At 58.8% G+C, this 21142-nt stretch carries 16 protein-coding genes and 1 pseudogene; 11 read left to right on the top strand and 6 right to left on the bottom strand.

The window, feature by feature from the left end:
• Positions 1-3: 3 nt before the first annotated feature.
• From drmA to D8767_RS26950, 4 genes are read left to right on the top strand one after another with little or no spacing between them, the layout of a single operon-like run.
• Complete coding sequence (drmA, locus tag D8767_RS26965) at positions 4-4038, top strand: DISARM system helicase DrmA (protein ID WP_256658604.1); 4035 nt, start codon at positions 4-6, stop codon at positions 4036-4038.
• Between the two features lie 2 nt (positions 4039-4040).
• The gene (drmB, locus tag D8767_RS26960; protein ID WP_060493985.1) at positions 4041-5897 is read left to right on the top strand and encodes a DUF1998 domain-containing protein; all 1857 of its coding nucleotides are present in this window, start codon (positions 4041-4043) and stop codon (positions 5895-5897) included.
• A gap of 1 nt (position 5898) precedes the next feature.
• Complete coding sequence (gene drmC / locus D8767_RS26955) at positions 5899-6675, top strand: DISARM system phospholipase D-like protein DrmC (protein ID WP_060493984.1); 777 nt, start codon at positions 5899-5901, stop codon at positions 6673-6675.
• Positions 6675-7091 carry a very short patch repair endonuclease gene (locus D8767_RS26950; protein ID WP_256658603.1) on the top strand — a complete coding sequence of 139 codons (417 nt, stop codon included), beginning with the start codon at positions 6675-6677 and terminating at the stop codon, positions 7089-7091. The genes drmC and D8767_RS26950 overlap by 1 nt, the downstream gene beginning before the upstream one ends.
• On the opposite strand, the gene D8767_RS26945 is transcribed toward D8767_RS26950, so the two are convergent.
• Complete coding sequence (locus tag D8767_RS26945; protein ID WP_060493983.1) at positions 7042-8106, bottom strand: DNA cytosine methyltransferase; 1065 nt, start codon at positions 8104-8106, stop codon at positions 7042-7044. The two genes, D8767_RS26950 and D8767_RS26945, sit on opposite strands and share 50 nt — an antisense overlap.
• A gap of 112 nt (positions 8107-8218) precedes the next feature.
• Between D8767_RS26945 and D8767_RS29815 the strand changes: the two are divergent.
• From D8767_RS29815 to D8767_RS26925, 4 genes and pseudogenes are all read left to right on the top strand, one after another.
• Positions 8219-8512: pseudogene (locus D8767_RS29815) on the top strand (transposase); the annotation flags it as partial.
• A gap of 218 nt (positions 8513-8730) precedes the next feature.
• Positions 8731-10932 (top strand): sugar kinase, encoded by a 2202-nt coding sequence (locus D8767_RS26935; RefSeq protein WP_122048469.1) that lies wholly within the window; start codon positions 8731-8733, stop codon positions 10930-10932.
• Position 10933: 1 nt separating this feature from the next.
• On the top strand, positions 10934-12901 hold the full coding sequence (locus tag D8767_RS26930; protein WP_256658602.1) for a dynamin family protein: 1968 nt from the start codon (positions 10934-10936) through the stop codon (positions 12899-12901).
• A gap of 37 nt (positions 12902-12938) precedes the next feature.
• Positions 12939-13688 carry a hypothetical protein gene (locus D8767_RS26925; RefSeq protein ID WP_122048468.1) on the top strand — a complete coding sequence of 250 codons (750 nt, stop codon included), beginning with the start codon at positions 12939-12941 and terminating at the stop codon, positions 13686-13688.
• Between the two features lie 353 nt (positions 13689-14041).
• On the opposite strand, the gene radC is transcribed toward D8767_RS26925, so the two are convergent.
• The 5 genes from radC to D8767_RS26900 all read right to left on the bottom strand — a co-directional run bounded on the left by radC (position 14042) and on the right by D8767_RS26900 (position 18028).
• The gene (gene radC, locus D8767_RS26920) at positions 14042-14539 is read right to left on the bottom strand and encodes a DNA repair protein RadC (protein WP_122048467.1); all 498 of its coding nucleotides are present in this window, start codon (positions 14537-14539) and stop codon (positions 14042-14044) included.
• A 51-nt stretch (positions 14540-14590) separates the two neighbouring features.
• Positions 14591-15505: a hydrolase or metal-binding protein gene (locus D8767_RS26915; protein WP_122048466.1), complete on the bottom strand. Its 915-nt coding sequence runs from the start codon at positions 15503-15505 to the stop codon at positions 14591-14593.
• Between the two features lie 76 nt (positions 15506-15581).
• Positions 15582-16586 (bottom strand): YqaJ viral recombinase family protein, encoded by a 1005-nt coding sequence (locus D8767_RS26910; RefSeq protein WP_122048465.1) that lies wholly within the window; start codon positions 16584-16586, stop codon positions 15582-15584.
• A 75-nt stretch (positions 16587-16661) separates the two neighbouring features.
• Positions 16662-17630 carry a DUF932 domain-containing protein gene (locus D8767_RS26905; protein ID WP_122048464.1) on the bottom strand — a complete coding sequence of 323 codons (969 nt, stop codon included), beginning with the start codon at positions 17628-17630 and terminating at the stop codon, positions 16662-16664.
• Between the two features lie 68 nt (positions 17631-17698).
• Entirely contained in the window at positions 17699-18028 is a 330-nt protein-coding gene (locus D8767_RS26900) for a hypothetical protein (RefSeq protein WP_122048463.1), read from the bottom strand.
• Positions 18029-18646: 618 nt separating this feature from the next.
• Between D8767_RS26900 and D8767_RS26895 the strand changes: the two genes are divergently transcribed.
• Genes D8767_RS26895 through trpC form a run of 3 tightly spaced genes read left to right on the top strand, consistent with a single transcriptional unit; the run spans position 18647 to position 21129 of the window.
• A complete protein-coding gene (locus D8767_RS26895; RefSeq protein WP_016715787.1) occupies positions 18647-19240 on the top strand; it encodes an aminodeoxychorismate/anthranilate synthase component II in 594 nt (197 codons plus the stop codon).
• Between the two features lie 9 nt (positions 19241-19249).
• Positions 19250-20299: an anthranilate phosphoribosyltransferase gene (gene trpD, locus D8767_RS26890; RefSeq protein ID WP_016715788.1), complete on the top strand. Its 1050-nt coding sequence runs from the start codon at positions 19250-19252 to the stop codon at positions 20297-20299.
• Positions 20296-21129, top strand: coding sequence for an indole-3-glycerol phosphate synthase TrpC (trpC, locus tag D8767_RS26885; protein WP_016715789.1), 834 nt, complete (start codon positions 20296-20298; stop codon positions 21127-21129). Before trpD ends, trpC begins: the two co-directional genes overlap by 4 nt.
• Positions 21130-21142 lie beyond the last annotated feature (13 nt).

Raw genomic sequence — 21142 nt, 5'->3', positions numbered from 1 at the left:
AGAATGAGCATGGAAGAGATGCAGCAGAACAGCACCCCAGAGGCTTGGATAGTCGTCGATCGTGGCTTGGAGCGCGATGTTCGTTTGGCCGACAAGGTCGTCTATCTGAAAGGAAACCATCCCGCGTTGCGCGAGGGGGCCTGGGTACTGGTTTTGAACCCAGCCGGTGGCATCGTGCGTGTCGGCCATGTCTTGCGTATCCGAGTCGATGCGGAAGGCACTTGGCTGTACTTCGACAAGGTCAAGGCGGTCGAGCCAGTGGTAGGGATCGGCAGCATCGGTTTGCTGCCTCCGACCGCAGGCAGTGTCGTACGTGCATCCTGGACAGATTTCGCAGAGGCTATCCCTCGTGCGCTGGGTATCACTCTCGCCGACATTCCGCTGATCGAGAACGAGGCTTACGTTCGTGAGCTTTTACAGTTCGCGATCATGGACGACCTTCTAGGGCCAGCCGGTGGGCCGGAAGAGCTCATCGTCGATATGAGCGTTCGCGATCGGTACCTCGTCGGTAAGCTCGCGCCGATGGAAAACGCCGAACGCGGTGAGGATATGGCTCCCCCGGAAAAGAACGAGGAAGACGAGCCTGCTGATCTTCAGCCGAAGGCACAGTCGAGCAAAGTAGACTCTCCCCAAAAAACGGGTGGCGGAGACTCCGAAGCCGAGGAAGAGGTGGATACCGCTTCGAACCAGTCGCTCGCACCGTCGAGTTTGGGCTTCACTTTTTGCGTCGATGGCGATGCGGAAAGTCTAGAGGTGGTAGTGAGTTGGGGGCGCTACGAGCGCTTCGAGTCCGATGATCCGGCTCATGCCAAGGTGGTCAAGAAGGTGGTCCGTGACGCCGAAGGCCGGGTGATCAAGACCACCGAGCAAGTTCTCAAAGCCAAAGTCTGGCGGCGTAAGCCCTCCGGTGGAACCTTCCAGCTGGCGCTGAAGGATGGAGTGATCTCTCCGGTCACCCCTGATTCTGCCTGCCCAGAAGTGATCATCCAGGGTACGGTGCGTTCACCCAACGAGAAGGGTGAACGATTGATCACGCTCTTCCTAGTGAATGGTCAAACGGAGCCTGATGAGAATCGCGATACCGCTTGGGTGTTCCAGCCAGAAATCCTCGTACGAGCCAATGACAAAAAATCGTTGAAAGATATATTCCGCCGCCGCCCAGCATTGGAAGCCGATGCTGGCGCTGCGGACGATGACGATTTACGCGAGCGCTTGGCGCTGGAGATGATCTATCGCGATCGGGTCGAGTTCGCAGTAGGGCACGGCGTTGCAGTGCATGCAGTGGCTGGTCCAGATGCGGCAAGGGCGGTGGAGCTGCGCACTGCGGTGATGCCGCAATACGAGGTGCCGGTCACCGAAACGCCGGGTTTGGATCCGCAGGATCGGCCAGCGATGCGCAGATTGGTCGACGAAGGTCTGCTGGACATGAAGCGACTGGCAGAGCTGGAGAAAGACCAGCTCGTCACTGCGCTCGGGATGCTGACCGAGGACTATGCAGCATGGATCGAAGATCAGCGGGCGCGCACCGATAGGGATGTGGCGGGCTATGTGCAGCAGGCCGATGAGGCGCTTAGCCACTGCGAATCGATCCTGATTCGTCTGCGCGAGGGCGTGGAGTTATTGGGTTCGGAGGAAAAAGCCTTGGCGGCTTTCCGCTTCGCTAACCGAGCGATGGCGATTCAGCGGGTCCATAGCGCATTCGCGTTGCAGCGCCGTCGCGGGCGCGTTGTGGCGCTGACGGAGTTCGATGTGCCGAAGAACCGCTCTTGGCGCCCCTTCCAGTTGGCTTTCCTGCTGCTGTCCATTCCTGGGCTGACCGATCCTAAGCATACGGATCGCACTCAGCCTCTGCAGGCCTATGCGGATTTGCTCTGGTTCCCTACTGGAGGTGGTAAGACTGAGGCATACCTTGGGGTGGCTGCATTCACAATGGCGATCCGCCGTCTACAAGGGAATTTGGGGGGCTACGATTCGTCTCGCGGGCTCGCAGTGATCATGCGCTACACCCTGCGGTTGCTGACTTTGCAGCAGTTCCAGCGGGCTACCGCGTTGATCTGTGCGATGGAACATATTCGTCGGGAAGCATTGTCGGCAGGTGATAAGTCCCTTGGTGAGAGCGCATTCACCATCGGCCTTTGGGTCGGTAACAAGGTGACGCCTGGCACTACCGAGGATAGCCATAAGTTCATCGAGGCCATTCGTACCCCAGGGCGAAACCCCACTGGAATGGCTTCGCCGGCGCAGCTGACAGGTTGCCCATGGTGCGGAACCGAGATCGACCCGAAGAGGGATATCGAGGTCGACAAGATATCAGGGCGTACGACGATCTATTGCGGCGACAAGCTGAGCACCTGTGACTTCTCTCGTGGTCGTTCGAGCAAGCAGGTACACCCTGGTTTGCCGGTGATGGTCGTGGACGAGGAGATTTACCATCGCCCGCCGTCGATGATGATCGCCACGGTGGACAAGTTCGCCATGATGGCGTGGCGTGGGCAGGTACGGAACCTCTTCGGCCGGGTATCGAAGGAGTGTTCCCGCCATGGATTGCTTTGGCCTGGCTCGGATTGCAATACCGGCCATAGGGCTGTTGCCGGTAGGGCTGCTGCTTCGGTCAAGGCTATTTCTCCGGTGCGGCCTCCGGATCTGATCATCCAGGACGAGTTCCACCTGATCAGCGGTCCCTTGGGAACCATGGTGGGCCTCTACGAGAGCACGGTCGATGAGCTGTGCACGTGGCAGTTCGATGGCGATGCTATTCGGCCGAAGGTGATCGCCTCCACCGCTACAGTTCGCAAGGCGCAGCAGCAGGTCAACAACGTCTTCATGCGTCAGGTCTCGGTGTTCCCGCCCCATGGCTTAGACGTCGAGGACAACTTCTTCTCGGTGCAGCGGCCCATCGAGCAAAAGCCAGGACGGCGTTATCTGGGGATCTGCTCTCCGGGCAGCTCACGGCCGGCGATGTTGATCCGTGTCTACACGGCAGCGCTGACTGCTGCTCAAGCACTATTTGATCGATTCGGCAAAGCTGCCGATCCTTACATGACCATGGTGGGCTACTTCAACTCGTTGCGAGAGCTGGGAGGCATGAAGCGTCTAGCCGAGGACGATGTGCAGACCCGTGCGTACCGTGTCCAAATGAGCATGGTGCAGCGGCCTGGCCTGGCCCAGCGCAGCGTCATGAATATCCGTGAACTGACTTCCCGGGTTTCCAACCAGGACATCCCCAAGTATCTCGATCAGCTCGAAGTGATGTTCAAGTCCGAATGGGATCCTGAGCTAGGTAGGTACGTGACCAAGTGGGAGGAGGGCGATGCACGTGCCATCGACATCGTTTTGGCGACCAACATGCTGTCGGTCGGCGTCGACGTCAATCGGTTGGGCATCATGGCCGTCAACGGTCAGCCGAAAGGAACGGCGGAATATATTCAGGCAACCAGTCGTGTCGGCCGACAATTCCCTGGGTTGGTCTGTACCGTACTGACATGGGCTCGCCCACGCGATCTTTCGCATTACGAGACCTTCGAGCATTACCACGCGACGTTCTACAAGCACGTCGAGGCGCAATCGGTCACTCCGTTCTCGCCGCGTGCGATGGATCGAGGTCTGACCGGGGCGATGCTGTCGCTGATCCGTGGCAAGAGCGATCGCTTCGCTCCGAACGAGGGGGCGCAGAGTCTCAAGCAACCTAATCAGGTGGAAATGCTGGATGCGATGAAGGTGCTCGAAACGCGTGCCGACAACATCGCGGAGGCCCCTGCGAAGAAGCTCGCTAGCGGCATGCTCAAGCAGCGGGCGGATCAGTGGGTGAATGAGGTGATGCAGGGCAATCGTATCTTGGCGTACGAGAAGCGTGGGCCTGAGAAGGATCTGACCTATGCCTTGATCAAGGCACCTGGAACGCATACGTGGGATAACTGGACGGTGCCCATGTCGATGCGCGAGGTCGAACCTGGCGTTCGCTTGGTCATGAACTCAGCGAAGATCAAAGACGATATTCAATGGAAGCCTCGCCCCGCGGCGGCTGATAAGGACGAATGAAGATGGCGCACGAAAAGACTCCCGTTGGCTCGGTACGGCCCAGCCAACTGCTATGGACCTATGGTCCAGGTGCCCTCATCGATTTGCCGAATCTGTCGGTCGTGACTTCAGGTATCGACATCTGGGAGAGGGATCGATGCAACCTGGTGATTGAAAATCGCCTGCTCGCCGCGGTGCAGAAAGCGCTTGGTCCTCAGGTCGAATCACTACGAATGCCGCCTATCAGCAAGAGCGAGTCGAATGACACGAGCTCTGCGGAGGCTAATGTCGGTGTGCCGGTAAGGCCGTTCCCTCGTTGGTTGCGCTGTGTGAAATGCGGGCTGCTCTCGCCTTACGACAGCGGGTTGTTCGAGTTGAAGGAAGGGTATCGCCGCCCTGAGGCGACTCGTTTCGTGCATCAGGGCTGTCGCGGTTCGAAGGGCGATCAGCCTGCGAAGGATGCCGATGCTGTTCCCGCACGTTTCCTTTTGGCTTGCAAGAATGGGCATCTGGATGATTTTCCTTGGCAGTGGTTCGTCCACAGCGGCCCCAACGATTGCAAAGGCACGCTGCGTTTCTTCGAGAGTGGCGCATCCCTTCAGACCGAGAACCTATGGGTCAAATGCGATACTTGCGGCGCGGCGCGGAACATGGCTCATGCCTTCGGACAGCTCGGTAAGGAGAACCTGCCGGGCTGTCGTGGACGGCATCCTCATTTGGATCAGTTCGATCCGGATTGCGATGCCGAGCCGCGGGCCGTCCTATTGGGGGCTACCAATAGCTGGTTTCCGGTCTCCTTGTCGGCGTTGGCGATACCTCAGGCAAAAGATGGTCTAGCGCAGCTATTGGAAGATGGTTGGAGCTTCTTCAGCGATCTGGAGTCGCTCGATGAGGTTCCTCTGACCATCAAGCTATTGAAAAAGACTGGCTCATTGCCTGGAATTGACCAATATTCCGCAGCAGCCATTTGGGCGGGCATCGAGGCTCACCGCTCAGCAGATGGCGAGAGTGTCACCGAGGCTGATATCAAAGGCCCCGAGTGGCGGGTGCTGATCGCCCCGGTGCCGGTGAATGACTATCCGCATTTCTTGTCCGAGGCAGTTGCCGTTCCTCAGGGCTACCAAGGCAAGATCGCCAGGGTATTGTTGTTGAAGCGTCTGCGCGAGGTGAACGCTTTGCTCGGCTTCACGCGAGTCGAGGCGCCTGACGACTCCGGTGGCGTTGGAGTTGGACCGATTCAGGCACCACTGTCACGTACGAAGCCCGATTGGGTCCCCGCGAATCAGGTGCACGGTGAGGGTATCTTCATTCAGTTCGACGAGCAGGCGATAGCTGAGTGGGAGCAGATAGCTGACGTGCAGGCCGCCGACATGAAATTGCGCGGGGGGCACAAAGGTTGGCGAAACTCCCGCCGTCTCTGTCCTCCGGAAGACGGTTATCCAGGTGCTCGTTACGTGATGTTGCACACTCTGGCGCATCTTCTGATCCGCGAGTTGGCGTTGGAGTGCGGATACAACGCAGCCAGTATCAGAGAGCGGATCTATGCCGAGTTGAATGAGGATGGCAACCAGTGCGGCTTCATCATCTACACAGCCGCTGCGGACTCCGATGGTACCTTGGGTGGATTGGTCGAGCTGGGCAAGCCCGAAAACTTGGAGCGCCTACTGGTTCAGGCTTTGCGGCGTGCGCGCATTTGCTCCTCTGACCCTCTGTGCGCGGAGCATGATCCCCGGAAAGACCGTAGTTTGCATGCAGCGGCATGCCATGCTTGCTCCTTTGTCGCGGAGACATCGTGCGAGCGTGGCAACCGTTATCTTGACCGGGCGATGGTCGTGCCGACTTTCGAGAATGCCAAAGCGGCATTCTTCCCGGATGCTTGAGATGCGAGAGCTACTCGCAGCGGTGTCCGAGTTGGTTTCCATAGTCTCCTATGACCGCGTAGCAGCTTTGGCGGCGAAGATCAGAGGAATGCAGGTCGCGAGGGCCGGTAATCTGAGGGTGGGGGCGCTGTCCGCGAAGGCCGACAACGCGCTCAGAGAGCTGGTCGATGGCTGGAAAGCGTCGACCATCAGTGGCGAGACGTTGGCTGCCATGCTCATGGCCGCTGCGCATGCGTTTCGTCATGCCGAGGGTCGGCAGAGGGTCGAGCTGGTGTGGACTGGGCCGACGACCGAACTCGTTCCTGCTCGGCGAACCGAGCAGGCTTTGATACAAGTGATCGATGCTGCTCAGCAGCGGTTGTTCATCACCAGTTACGTCGCTTACGACATAGAGTTGGTAGCTAGAGCTCTGAAGTCAGCGGCAGTGCGGGGTGTGAGGATCGAATTTCTGATGGAGCTCTCGAGCGCGCAGGGTGGCAAGGTTAGCATCGACCCTATCGGGAAGCTGAAGAAGATCGTTCCCGATGCGCTGTTTTACGTCTGGAAAGACAAAGATGCTGCTTTCGTCAATGGCAGCGTGCACGCGAAGGTCGCGGTGGCGGACGGGGCATATTGCTTCATCACCAGTGCCAATCTGACGGGGTATGCGATGGATCAGAATATGGAGGCTGGGGTATTGATATCTGGCGCTCCCTTACCCGAGCAACTTCATCGACATCTGGAGGCTTTGGCGATGACGGGAGTGGTCGTTCCTATCGATGGTCAGGGGGATGGCTAGTGTCGCGAAGCGACATCATGCGGGCGGTCAAGCGTGCCCATACAAAGCCAGAGATTATCGTGCGCCAAGCGTTGCATGCTCTTGGGCTCCGATTTCGTCTGCATCGTCGTGATCTTCCTGGTTCGCCGGACATAGTCCTGCCTAGACTCCGGACGGTAGTCTTCGTGCATGGGTGTTTCTGGCACCGGCATCCTGCTTGTCGCTACGCGACCACACCTAAGAGCAGGCAGGAGTACTGGCTGCCCAAGTTCGAAGCGAATGTAGAGCGTGACGCGCGTAAGGAAGCCCAATTGCGAGAATTGGGCTGGCGTGTGGTGGTGATATGGGAGTGTGAAACGAAAAGCCTAGAGGCGTTGGAGGCACGACTCAGGCTTGAATTCGACGTTCCGCTTGGCGAGCCGCCTCATAAGCCCTAACGTGTTGTACAAGGCTTTCTCCGATCACTTCCCCCAGTCGCACCGGAACCGCATTTCCGATCATACGACCCACGGCTTTAAAGGTGATCCGTTCTGGTTCCATGAACGCGTAGTCCCTAGGAAAGGACTGTAGGATCGCTGCTTCACGCAGAGATAGCGCGCGAGCCTGCTCAGGGTGGCCGAAACGACCATTCCCGAAACCGTAGCAGAGGGTAGTCATCGTCGGGCTAGGGCGATCTGCGCGCATGCGTCCGTAGACGCTCGGATACGTTTTGCCGCTCGCTTTGCGATGACATTCGGCGACCAGCTCTGGCGGCCAATCTTTCCAGGTTCCGCCTGGCCTGGAGTGAATGATACGGCGCATGTTGATCGGGGTGAGTGTTGCTGCCCTGTGAAGTGGATCGTTCGGGTCGCATTCTCCGGCGGCTAGGCGAGGCAGTGCGCCGATGACGTCCTCGACATTGACCGGGGCGTTCAAGTGTGTAGGTGGGATGATGCTTATTGGCATCCCCAGTTTGGAGGCGAGCAGTACATGTCGGCGGCGCTGTTGCGGCAAACCGTAGTCGACGCAGGCTACGCGCCCATCCCATATTTCGTAATCTTGATCCCGGAGGCTCTGCACGAAGTCGTGGTAGACCTCGTGCTTGGTGACATCAGGGACGTTCTCCATGGTTACCAGGTGAGGCTCGGTTTCTTCGATGAGGCGGCTGAAATGATAGAGCAGCGGCCACTTGCGATCGTTGCGGGTATCTTTGCCTTGGTTGTAGGTCGAGAACGGCTGGCAGGGCGCGCAACCGGCCAGCAATCTGTATCGGCCAGGGCGATACCAGGCCAGCAGCTCTTCGGCCGTCACTTCCTTCACATCTTTGGTGACGAAGGCAGCCTGGTTGTTTTCTTGGTAGGCGTACGCACATTGGCCTTCGATGTCATACCCGGCATGTACCGTAATACCGGTGTTTCGCATGCCAGCGGTAAGGCCACCAGCGCCACAGAAAAGGTCAACAGCATCGATCATGGGATTAGGCCCTCCTAACGGAAGGTATTCTAGCTGGAACTTGTATAAAGATCGAGCACGATAATTAGGTTAGTTGTAAGCGTCCGACGAACTCACCTTCCGAAGCTCTTATCCGAAACCATTCAAGGCTCAGGTCGTTCAGGAATACCTGCAACCCGGAGCATCCGTTTCCAGCGTCGCCATCCGTCACGGCATCAACGCCAACGTCATCCGCAAATGGATGCCTCTTTTCCGAGATCAGGTCGTAACCTCGGCGCCGGCATTCGTTCAAGTAACAGCTGCACCCAAACGATCAGCCGAAGCGTTGGCAAACATCAAGCTGTCTGTGGCCGGTCAAGCGATCACAGTGAAATGGTCCGCTTCAGATCCTGAAGGCTGCGCGCTTTTTATTCGGGCTGTTGCTTGATGATCCGCATCACGCTTACTTTTTGGGCGACGGAATGGGCTGTAATGCTCAAGTATCTATATAGAGGGCCGATAGGGACTAGCATCTACCCCCTGATGCCGCTACGCCGCAGTGCCACGCTTAGCACATTCATTTGTATTGCTTAGACGGCCACTGGCCGGCGCTTGTGCCGAAGCTCGCATGCTGCGGCCCCTTGATGATCGAACGAGGAAACCACAGTGACCCTGCAGTCCCCGGAAGCCCTACTTGAACACCTGAACAATGCCTTACGCCATCTACGTGGCGCCTGCACTGTCTTGGACAGTGATGACATTGACAGCAAGCTGTTGGCCGTGATGCGCCGTTTGCTGCTGGCCCAGGTACTGGGCGACACCTGGGTGGTGGCGGTGGGCGGCTCCCAAGGGGCGGGCAAAACCACGCTGATGGCCAGCCTGTACGGTTTGCTTGATACCGAGCAAAAGTGGCTTGAGGGCAACGAAGGGCGCGGTGAGAAAATGCCCGTATTGGTCCTCGAACAAGACGGCGTGAAGCAGGCGCAAGGCTTCGTGCGCCGCCTGGTGCAGAATGAGAGCGCAGCAGGCTACAGGCTGCAGGATGTGCAGGTTGAAGTGGCTGACTTTCAAAAGGCGATTAGCGACCCAAACGCTGAGGACCTGCTGCCGGTGCTGCGGGTGCCGCGGCGTTACTTCAACCGTGACAACCAGGCTTGGCTACTGCTGCCGGGCTACGAGCGACAGGACCGTGAAAACCGTGCCTGGCAAGAGCTGATGCGCCAGGCCATGATCGCCGCCGCCGGCTGCATTGTGGTCACTGACGAAACCCGCATGGCCAACCAACAGCAGGTCGAGATCGTCAAAGACATGCTGGCAGGTGAACTGGCCGGTGTGTACCCCTACGTGGTGGTTACCAAAACCGAGTCCAGCCAGGGCGATGACGCCAAGCGCCAGGAACTGCGCAACAGTGCACAGACCACGTTTCAAGTGGCGCCAGAGCGTGCCGAGACGCACATCATCCTCACCGGTACTGACGACTCCGATTACATTACGCAGTGGCTGCCGCAGCTTGAGCGCGCGCTGTACGGCCTCAACTTCACCGGGCAGGCCAACCGCCATCTGCAGATGAGTGACTTGTCCGAGTTGCTGGGCAAAGACCTTACGCGTGTGCTCGGCTTGATCAGTGGTAAGGCGCAGTTGTACTTCAACAATGACACCAGTTCCGAGGGTGCGCGGGTGCTGGAGCTGGTACTGAGCGAGTTCGACGATGCGGCGCAGGCCCTGCGTGAAGAGCACCTCAAACAGGTCAATGAAGTGGTGGGCCATGCGCTGGACCGTGCCAGCAAAAAACTCGACGAAGCTCTCAAGAACGACCACGAAGGTTTCAAGAACTGGCTATCAAACGTGTTCGACACCACCAGTGAAACCAGAATAAAAATGAAGGCGGTGGTCACCAACGCCTGGGCTGATGGCGCCGCACCACTGTTCACCCAGTATTCGGGGGAGTTAGAAAAACTGACGGCCAAACGCTTGGGCCGAGACGCCACAGTACCTGCCGTGGGGGCCGCAAAACCGTTGCTGGCGGCAGCGCCGTCACGTGCGCTGAAGCAGGTCGGCTATATGCACAGCTCTGGGGAAATGGTGCGTTTTAACGCGCTGACGCCTGACGCCACCCACGATGTTCGGCAACTGCTGAGTGATCCTGTGCAGGATAGCAATGCCGTCTCGCAGCCGTTCAGCAAGGCGCTGAGCAAAAGCGTGAAGCTGATCCCGGCACTCTCGCTGGAATACACCCGCCTGGTCTATGCGCTACCCGAGGTGGTAGGGCTCAAGGATGGCCTAGTGCTGGCCGATGCTGTACCGGCTGGCAATCTGGTTGAGGACGGCGTGCAAAGCCTAGGTGCAGGCGTTGAGCTGGGTAAAACCGCGATCAAGTCTTTGGCAGCAGTGATGGCGGTGGATGTGGTCAGCGATGGCAAGGCCGACATCCTCAACACCCTGCTTGGCAACACCCAGATCACCAGTGCTGACCCAGGCGCCACCCTGCCTATAGTACCGCCTTCGCCGCACCCGGCGGCGATTGCAGCGACTGCCGTCGTTGCTGCGGCGTACCTGACCACGGTTGCAGTGACGCGGCTACGTTCGTTCGAGAAAGCCGCCAGCGCCCAGGCGCACACCATGCTGCATGGTGTTCACGATGCCCATGTCGAGCACCTGCGTGTGCAGTTCGATCAGACTATGGCGGTGGCCCGGGCGCGCATCGTCGACTCGATACGCGCACGCTACAAGATGGACGAATCCTTGATGCTCAAGGATCGCCTAGCGTGCGCGCTAACCACGGTGAAATCACTGGCCGGCGACCTGCGCCATGACCTTGATGCCTCGGCCACCGGCCTGAACGTGCTCGCGGCCGGGCGCGGTGCTTGAGATGGCGCCTGAGCGCGCACCCAACCTGGCTGTGGCGCACTGGCATGGCTTGAGAGTAGAGCATCCGCAGTGGGCCCTACGCGCTTATGCCCGGCTGGTGAGCACCCTTAGCCCGCAGGTGCAGCAGCGCTTGCAGGTCAAGGAGGCTGAGGCCGAGCCTTACGTGGTGGTGTTCGGCAAAACCCAGGTTGGCAAAACCACGCTGCTGCTCGACCTTATGGGGGTTGCCCCGACGCAGATGGCCAGGGTATCGACAGTGTTACGCGGTGGCCGCGAGGCCGGCCAGTCGGCGACAGCCACCACCATGGAGTACTGCCGCTCTGCCAGCGAGCAGTGGGGCCTGGGGTGCCAGGGCGAGCCTAAGTGGTTTGCCAGTGACCAGGCCATAGCTGAGGAACTGGGCGGTTTGCGTGCGCGCATGGAGGCCGGCCAGTTGCACACTGGCACTGCGCCCTGGGTAGTGCACATCCCACGGGGCTGTTTTGTGGCCGACGCTAAAGGTCCGGGGGTACGCATGCTCGACCTTCCGGGAGACAAACCGTCCAACGAGCAAGAGCAGCGGCACGTGCATCTGATGGCCAAAACCTACTTGCCGTTTGCAGACTTGATTCTGCTGGTGGGCCGCGGTGATGACTTAAGCTTTTTGCGTGCCGGCGAACTTGCGCTGCCGGGCATCGAAGACTGGCAGGCCATGCCCTACCGGTTTCGGATCGTGACCACCTACTCGTATTTTGCCAAATCGGCGAAGGACTTTTTGCGCGAGCACCCCGGTGCCGGCACAGCGCAGGTACGCCAACGGCTGTTAAACGAGGCACAACGTTTCGGCGCATTCAGCGAATCGGCGCGGCAGGAGCGGTTGTTCTTCCCGCTTGAGTTCGGCAATAGCTGGCAGAACACCGCCAAGGATGACCCCCTGCTGCACAAGCGCATGGCGCCCATCATTACTGGCCTGCGCGATGAGCTGCTGGCACAGATCCGCAGCAATACTACTCCCATGGGGCGCATGCTCGGCACGCTCCAGGCGCACATTAGCGTGCGCTACATTCAGCAGCAGAAAACCTGCGCGGTTGAGCAAGCGCTCAATGTGCTGGCTACTCGCCGGGACGCATCGGAAACCGAGGTAAAAAGCTGGGCAGTACTGAGCGCATCATCTACAGCGCATTTTAAGGAGATACGCGACGTCATGGGCACACAGCCATGCCAGCAAGGCATTGCGGCCATCGACGCAGCGGCCGAGGCCTTGCAGGAAGACCCCGAAGAACACTACTGGCCGAAAGCCGGTAGTGTAGAGGACGACCGTGAAACCCTTTACACGTTGATCAGGGACTACCGCCGGGTACTGGCAGCCCTGCGCTTGGAGGTTTCACCAAATAGCATCCCTCCCAACTTTTGGCGGCAGGTGCGCAAGCAGTTCAACGAACCGCCGACGCGCGCCATCGACAGTGCGCTGGATGCTGCCTTTGGGTGGGTGCGCGGCGTACTCAACGGCTATTGGTTCGACACCTACCTGTCATCTGACAATTACCAGAAGGACCGAAAGCGCGTACGTGCGGCCGGCGCCGAGGCCCTGGAGCTGTTGGTCGGTCTATGGAAAAACCAGTGGCTCGAAGCCCTTATGGGTACCGAGCGTGCATTTACTGAAGCCGCCAGGGCCGCTCAGGCCCAGGCCGCTGCGCACAAACAGGAAGCTGAGCACGCACTGCAACGCCACCGCTTTATTACCCAGGCCATCGCCGAAAACGCCACAGAGCTTGAGCGTATTGCTCAGGATTCCAAGGATGATCTTGAGCGCTGCGAGCGCTACGTTGGGCTTCTGAAAGAGGAGTACGGCACTGAGCTTTGCCATCGCTACACCACGGCGCTGGCCGAGGTCGAGCCGGTCGATGCGTTGCTGGGGCTGTTGTCCTGCGTTGCGTTGCGCCATCAGTACGCTGAGCTCATGCAGGTGTGCGGACCCGCGGCAACCTGAGCCTGCCAACATTCACTGTTTTTTTAGAGTACCCATCGTGAGCGACCAAACCCAGGAAAAAGAAAATAGCCTTGCCGAGTTGATGGTCAGGATCTTAAAAGAGCCGCTCAAGCCGCTGGATGAGTCGGTCAAAGGCTTGAAGGGTGAGCTGGCCGACATCAAAGAAGAGATTGAACACACAAAAAACTCCGTCGTCAGCGGTGTTGTCGACGTGCTGAACAAGCACGAGCGCAACGCTAAAAACCGGGACGAAGAAACGCTGGAGGTCCTTCGCACCAGCCTCTCTGAGCAAGCACTGGCGTTGGCTGCTATGCCTGGGCTCGTGAGCGACGCGCTGGCGGGTACCGTAACCAGTCTGCACGAGCAGCTTAATAAGCAGCAGGCAAGCTTGGCCGCCATATTGGCACAGTGGCAAACCCATGCGAGCGCCGCCCATACTGAGCAGGCCGCGAGCATAAACACCGCCGTCGCCGGCATCAGCCAGCGCCTTGAACAGCAGCAAAAAAGCGCCCAGGCTGCGCAGCTAGCACTGCTCGGCGCCCTGAAGAGCGCTGCCGAGCACTCACAATCGGCCATGGCTAAAACCCAACAAGACGGCCAAACGCTGCGCGAGGCATTTGCCACCGCCCAAGCCGAGGTACTTGGCGCCTTGCACCAGCAGGCCGAGGTGTTCAGTACCCGCCTCGACCAGAGCCAGGCTAAGGTACGCCAGCTAACCGTCATCATCGGGGTGTTTTTCGGTTCGATGATAGCGTACGTAGTGTACGACCTGTTGGGCCGGGTCTAGCGGAGCGATCACGGCGTTGGATCGGTCGCGGTAGGGACGGCAGCTACCTGCAGCCCCCCGCACAAATCCGTACATGCGGAAGTACCGCATTAAGTGTAAGGGGCAGGTTCGGAAGGTGTGTTCACCGGCCCCTTACGGTTAGTTATCATATCGCGTGCTTGGGGTTAGCTTACAACGTGTACTTCTTAGCGCCTGAACCTGCTCCATATTCGGCCATGTGCTCTTGGGGTGGATGAGGTTTGTCAGGCGGAATGCCGCTGGATTGCGACAAAAAATAAACGATAGGAAGCCATCCCGATGGTCGCCCTGGCATCAGCCAAGGGCAGTCCATCGGACGGTGTGAGCTATAGGGATTACAGGTAACCTCGTTCGGCCAACGACACACAACCTTCATGGCCAACCACCACATGATCCAATATGTGGGTGCCGACCATGTTCAGAGCGTTCTTGAGGGTGGTGGTCAGGGTCCGATCGGCTTGGCTTGGTTCTGGGTCTCCGGAGGGATGATTGTGCACCATAATTATGGCCGCAGCGTTGTGCTCCAAGGCGATCTTGACCACTTCTCGTGGGTACACGCTAGCCCCATCCAGCGTACCTCTGAACAGTTCTCTAAAACCTATGACCCGATGTTTGGAGTCGAGCAGCAGCAGGGCAAAGACTTCATGCTCGTGGTACTGCAGCAGTGTTTGCAGGTGACTGAAGACCTGCTTCGGCTCAGTCAAAGCCCGGCCTTTAGACAAACGGCTCATGGCCAGTTGTTGTGCCATCCGTAGGATGTCGGCCTCGGTGACGGGTGATTCCATGACGTAGGTGCCACTTGCCTCACCGGCTTTGAGCTTGTGATATTTCATGACGGCATTCCTGTACGAATGAGGGGTAGGCTGGAGAGGTTGAGCAGAGCGTTACTTAACGGAAGGCCTAATGCTGTGCACGGTAGCTTGAGCCTCCAGCTTCTGAGCCAGTGAGGGCTTTGAGGGTACTGTCGGTTGTGGCTCTGCGTTGTTGGGCTGTGTTTCATCAGCAGGGAAGAACTCCTCGACAATGGCGCCGGTGTCTTCCTCGCTGTCTTCAAAAGCGCCATTGTTAAAACCCTGCCGGGCTGCGCGATCTAAGGCGCTCTGGTCAAAGCCCGAGGCTTGCCGGGTTTCCCCCAGTTGCTTGGCGGCCAATAGGGCGTCCTCTAAACTCAGTCCACTGCGCACCGTGATATCGACGTAGAAGATCGGCGTGCCATGGCTCTGACGGGTAGATTTGCCACGCAGACGCAGCTCCAATGGCAGGCAGGCCAGGCGATTGCCAGAGATGGCTTGCAGGTAATGCAGACGCGCTGCCAGGGTACGGATGCTGTTGAACCCAGTGGTGCGGAAGACAAAACTGCCCAGTGGGTCGTCATCACCAATCACCACGTTCAGTCGACCGTAAGGTTTGCATGCATTGCCTTGGGCCAGTGGGCAACCATCAGGTGAAGGGCAGGGCAGCGATTGGATGCCGTCCTTGGTCAAACGCTTGCAAGTTTCACCATTGCCGACGCACAACGGCCTGCCGGTAGTACGGTCGAACAGGCTGAAGTCCGCACGAAAGTTGAGGTCTGGTTCGTTGAACAACAAGCGGATCGGAATGCTGCGCAGCTTGCCGTCCTGACCATTGCGCAGTTCTTCGTTGAGTGGATGCAGCAGCCAGCCGTCACGGCTCTGGACTTGCGACGTGATGGTGAACTGATTGTCCTTCTCTGGCAGGCGCTTGCCATTTTTCTCGACGACCTTGCCGATGGAAATGCGCCCGAGTACCGGCGGGGTAATGGCTAAACCTTTAAGCATGGCGGTTATCCTTGATCTGAAATAAAAAAGCCACCGGGACGTGAGTGGTCCGGGTGGCTAGGGTGAACAGGCTGTTTTAGGCGATCAGGAAGCGACGAGTGCCTGCTTTGACCTTGGGGTAGCGAGCTTGCAGGTAGGGCTTGTCTTTGAGCATCTGTTCGACATCTAGACCAATGCTGTCCTTGGATTTCTTCCAGCTGATGTAACCCTCGGCAAACTCGGCTCGGGCGGCCTCCCCCATGGCCTGCTGCAGAACCTGCTTGAGCTGCGCCTCCCGCGTTTCCTGCTGAGCAATGCTCTGACGAATAGACTTGAGTTCCAGGAAGGTGCTGCTCAGTTCCGTGTGCTGTCTGAAGTCCAGGGTCTGTCCGTTATCCTCGGGGTAGAGGCAGCGCAATGCCGCTTCTGCAGACGCTGTGCCATCGGCTGGTGGCGGGGTGTCACTGACGACGTAATCCCAGAACAGCCGTTCTAGGTCAATCAGCCGCGTAATCAGCGCCTCGTCGCGTGTGATGCGATGGATTTCCAGATGCTGGCCACCGAGCAGCACCGCCACATCAGCGGCCTGCTTGCCAGTGACTGCAAGCTGGTGCATGACTTGCAATTGCACATATTCGGGCACGCCCTCTTTCCAGAGGCGTGCCCCGTTTATGCCGGCAGTTTTGCATTCGAGGATTTGCACCTCTGGAGCACCGATCACCTCGCGGTCGATATTGGCGAGCATCCAGGACAGCGCAGGATCGGGATGCTGCAACACTGCATTGATGCGACGGACCTTGTGCTGGCTGCGCTTGCTGTAGTGCCAGGCCACGATGGGCTCCAGCACATTGCCCCAGTACAGCGGGCTTTCCTCATCCTGAGGATCGGCCTTGGGCATGCTGGCGTCGCGGCCAGTCTTCTCTAGCCACAGTTCCAACTGCGACTTGTAGGGATTCAGACCCACCGCAGCGGCGGCGTCCGAACTGCCAATGCCTTGCTTGCGGATCTGCAGCCAGTCCTCGCGCGGCAGCTCCTTGGTGCTGATCAGGCGCAGGGCGGGGCGTTTCTGGCGGGTGCTGCTGTTCAATGACGTTGCTTTCATCGTCTTTACCTGCTGGCATAAAAACGCCCGACCAGCACAAGGCTGGCCGGGCGCGAGGATTGATGCGAGTGAGGGTTAGGCGGCGAGTTGCAGTGCGGCATCCAGGGCGCGTTGCTTGATCTGTGCCCCCTGACCGAACCATGCCGAGTCCAGGCGGTACTCGTTACTGCGGGCACGGCGTTCGTGGTCTACGTACTCGGTCACGGCATTGAGCAGGCCCCAGGCCGTGCCGCGTGCCGAGTCCAGCTGGCTGCCGCGACCACGGCCCTCGTATAACTCCTGGACCTTGCGTAGTGCACGTTCGTTGGGCAGTACTTCCGGTAATTTGGCGGTTGGATTGGTTTCGCACAGCACGTTCATGAAGAAGCCCAGGGCCTCATGCCACTGCACCTTACGTTCAGCCAAAGCCCTCATGCGATACATAAACTCGTCCCAGCCAGAGACGGCGATGCCCAGTTGCCTCTTCACCGTCTGCGGGTCAAAGCGAGTGTTGTGCGGTACCTTGATCGCCCGGCTGCTGCCGTCCAAGGCGATGGTCAGGGTGTTGTTGCACACCACGCGCACCGTGGTCGGTGTCGCTGTGGTGGCCAGGGTGCCGTCACAGGATGTAGCCAACAACAGGTAGCCGTTGACCTGGTCATTGCCCTTGAGCGTTGCACCTTGCCCGGTACGCGCCAGTGCCCAGAACTTGCGTCCGCCCTTGAGCACGCCAGCGGTTTCCAGCTCGTAGCCGGAAATCTCGGTTAGATCGCGGTAGAACTCCAGCACCTCGCGCGGCTGCACGGTGTGATAGCGCTGCGAAACCACCGACAGAGGAGCCTTGGTGTCGGAACGGTAGAGCACTTTCTGTTCAGGGAAGGAATGGATGGCGCCTAGGTGACCGACTGCGTCCGACTTGAAGTGCACCGGGCTTTCCAGAATCTGCCAGTCCATTCCAGCTTCACGTTGCCAGACTTCGATAGCTTGTTTACGGGGCAGGTTGTTGCCAAGTCCATGCCAGGGAGTAGCGCCAACGTAGGCCATGGTTTCGATGAGATGTGCCATTGGAGTGATTCCTTGCGAATGAATGGGGAAGGGCGTCGTTTCAGCAAACGACGCCTGATCACAACGACTTAACGATTGACGCTAAAGCTGTAACCACACTCCAGGCATTCGTAATTAGCCAGCACCTTGTCATCAATCTGCTCACCTAGCGTGGCCCCGGCTATCCCGCCCGCTACCCCGCCAAACAGACCACCGAGCAGAGCCCCAGCAATACTGCCAATGGCAACCCCTACCGGCCCGCCGACCACTCCCAGTACCGCACCGGCTTCAGCACCCGATAGGGCACCAGCGGCTCCACTGGCCGCACCACCTGCGGCACCAATCAAACCGCCCGCTTGTTTTCCGATATTTTTAGTGATGACGCGTCCCGAGTTGCAGCTTGGGCAAGGGGTATACATGTGCAGATCCTCTCAAGTGATGAGCGTGCCGAGGTAGAAACTGGCACGCCAAATCCCCAGCAGCAGTCGATACTGCGGGGCGTTCACTGAGGTGATATAGGTTTGAAATATTTTTGGATCCAACTATCTGCGGAGGTATTGCTATGAAAGTAATCGGATGCTTGGCGTGGGCTTTATTCTATATTTCGTTTGTTTTTTGACTAATTTTAATAAACTGGTCTAGATGTTTCAGGCTATGGGTTGCAGGGTGACCTGGGCTGCAGAGCTACGCCGGCTAGATCTCAGAATGAGTCCCCACAACCTCCGGTAGGTACAGTGTTATTGCACTGTATTGCGCGGTCGGCTACTGTGCCCGGATAGCAAACGCGAGATATCGTCGTGAACACCAGCAGCACCCTCCTGATGCGCGTCATCAAGTCCCTCGCCCGTTGGCGTTGGCGCACCTGACTTTCTCCTTGCCGGCACCGCCGGTCCGTCCTTTGTTCGTTCCTGTTTCCTCGGCTGTCGGCCACCTACCCCAAAAAACCTTTGCAGCAAAGTAAAAAGCGGGTATTTGTGCGGGTATCAGAGCAGGGTCATTCAATAAAAAGACAGTAAATTCAAGAGGTTAAGCTTAAAATGCTGCTGATGATCGACAATTACGACTCATTCACTTACAACGTCGTTCAGTACCTGGGCGAGTTGGGTGCCGAGGTGAAGGTCATTCGCAATGACGAAATGACCATCGCCCAGATCGAAGCACTCAACCCTGAGCGCATCGTCGTATCCCCAGGCCCATGCACACCGAGCGAGGCCGGTGTGTCCATCGAGGCTATCCTGCATTTTGCTGGCAAGCTGCCGATCCTGGGCGTGTGCCTGGGCCATCAGTCCATCGGCCAGGCCTTTGGGGGTGACGTGGTGCGTGCCCGCCAGGTGATGCACGGCAAGACCAGCCCGGTGCATCACCGCGACCTGGGTGTGTTCACCGGGCTCAACAACCCGCTGACCGTTACCCGATACCACTCGCTGGTGGTCAAGCGCGAAACCTTGCCCGACTGCCTGGAAGTCACGGCCTGGACTGCGCATGAAGACGGCTCGGTCGATGAAATCATGGGCCTGCGCCACAAGACGCTGAATATCGAAGGGGTGCAGTTCCACCCCGAGTCGATCCTGACCGAACAGGGCCACGAGCTGTTCGCCAACTTCCTCAAGCAGACCGGCGGCCGCCGTTAAGGATCGAGCATGGATATCAAGAGCGCGTTAGGCCGTATCGTCGGCCAGCTGGACCTTACTACCGAAGAAATGCGCGATGTGATGCGCCAGATCATGACTGGCCAGTGCACTGAAGCGCAGATCGGTGCCTTCCTGATGGGCATGCGCATGAAAAGCGAAAGCATCGACGAAATTGTCGGTGCGGTTTCGGTCATGCGTGAACTGGCCGACAAGGTCGAACTGAAAAGCCTCGATGGCGTGGTCGACATCGTCGGCACCGGCGGTGATGGCGCCAACATCTTCAACGTGTCCACCGCTTCGTCGTTCGTCCTGGCGGCGGCAGGCTGCACCGTGGCCAAGCACGGTAACCGCGCGGTGTCGGGCAAGAGCGGTAGTGCCGACCTGCTGGAAGCTGCCGGTATCTACCTGAACCTGACGCCCACCCAGGTGGCCCGCTGCATTGACAGCTTAGGCATCGGCTTCATGTTCGCGCAAAGCCATCATTCGGCCATGAAGCATGCTGCCGGCCCGCGTCGCGACCTAGGGCTGCGTACCCTGTTCAACATGCTCGGCCCGCTTACGAATCCGGCCGGAGTGAAGCACCAGGTGGTCGGCGTGTTCGCCCAGACCCTGTGCCGCCCGTTGGCCGAGGTACTGCAGCGCCTGGGCAGCAAGCATGTGCTGGTGGTCCATTCGAAGGACGGCCTGGATGAGTTCAGCCTGGCTGCCCCGACTTTTGTTGCCGAGTTGAAGAACGGCGAAATCACTGAATACTGGGTCGAGCCGGAAGACCTTGGCATGAAGAGCCAGAGCCTGCATGGCCTGGCTGTCGAGAACCCGCAAGCGTCGCTTGAGCTGATCCGCGATGCGCTGGGCCGGCGCAAGACCGAAAACGGCCAGAAGGCCGCTGAAATGATCGTGCTCAACGCGGGGGCTGCACTCTATGCCGCCGATCACGCGATGACCCTGGCTCAGGGCGTGGAACTGGCCCACGATGTACTGCACACCGGCCTGGCCTGGGAAAAGCTGCAGGAGCTGGGTGCCTTTACTGCAGTATTCAAGGTGGAGAACGAAGCATGAGTGTGCCGACGGTGCTGGAAAGGATCATTGCCCGCAAGTTCCAGGAGGTGGCCGAGCGCAGCGCGCGCGTCAGCCTTGCCGAGCTGGAACGCCTGGCCAAAACTGCCGATGCCCCGCGTGGCTTCGCCAATGCGCTGATCGAGCAGGCCAAGCGCAAGCAGCCAGCCGTGATTGCCGAAATCAAGAAGGCTTCGCCGAGCAAGGGCGTGATTCGCGAGCACTTCGTGCCGGCGGAAATCGCGGTTAGCTACGAGAAAGGCGGCGCTACCTGCCTGTCGGTGTTGACCGATGTCGATTATTTCCAGGGTGCCGATGAATACCTGCAGCAGGCCCGCGCGGCGGTATCGCTGCCGGTTATCCGCAAAGACTTCATGGTCGACCCTTACCAGATCGTCGAAGCCCGGGCCTTGGGTGCGGACTGTGTGCTGTTGATCGTGTCGGCACTGGATGACGTGAAGATGGCCGAGCTGGCGGCTACGGCCAAGGATGTCGGCCTCGACGTGCTGGTGGAAGTGCACGACGGTGATGAGCTGGAACGCGCGCTGAAAACCCTGGATACGCCGCTGGTGGGGGTGAACAACCGCAACCTGCATACCTTCGAGGTCAGCCTGGAAACCACACTCGACCTGCTGCCGCGTATTCCGCGTGACCGCCTGGCAATTACCGAGAGTGGCATTCTCAACCGGGCCGATGTGGAGCTGATGGCGATCAACGAGGTTTACTCGTTCCTGGTGGGCGAAGCGTTCATGCGCGCCGAGCAGCCTGGGCTGGAGTTGCAGCGGTTGTTCTTCCCGGAGCAGGTGAAGAAGACTGTTCAGCCACTGGACTGAATAAATGAAGCCG

This window comes from Pseudomonas sp. LTGT-11-2Z (genome assembly GCF_003691445.1).
Taxonomy (GTDB): domain Bacteria; phylum Pseudomonadota; class Gammaproteobacteria; order Pseudomonadales; family Pseudomonadaceae; genus Aquipseudomonas; species Aquipseudomonas monteilii.
This window is presented reverse-complemented; position numbering and strand designations above follow the sequence as displayed.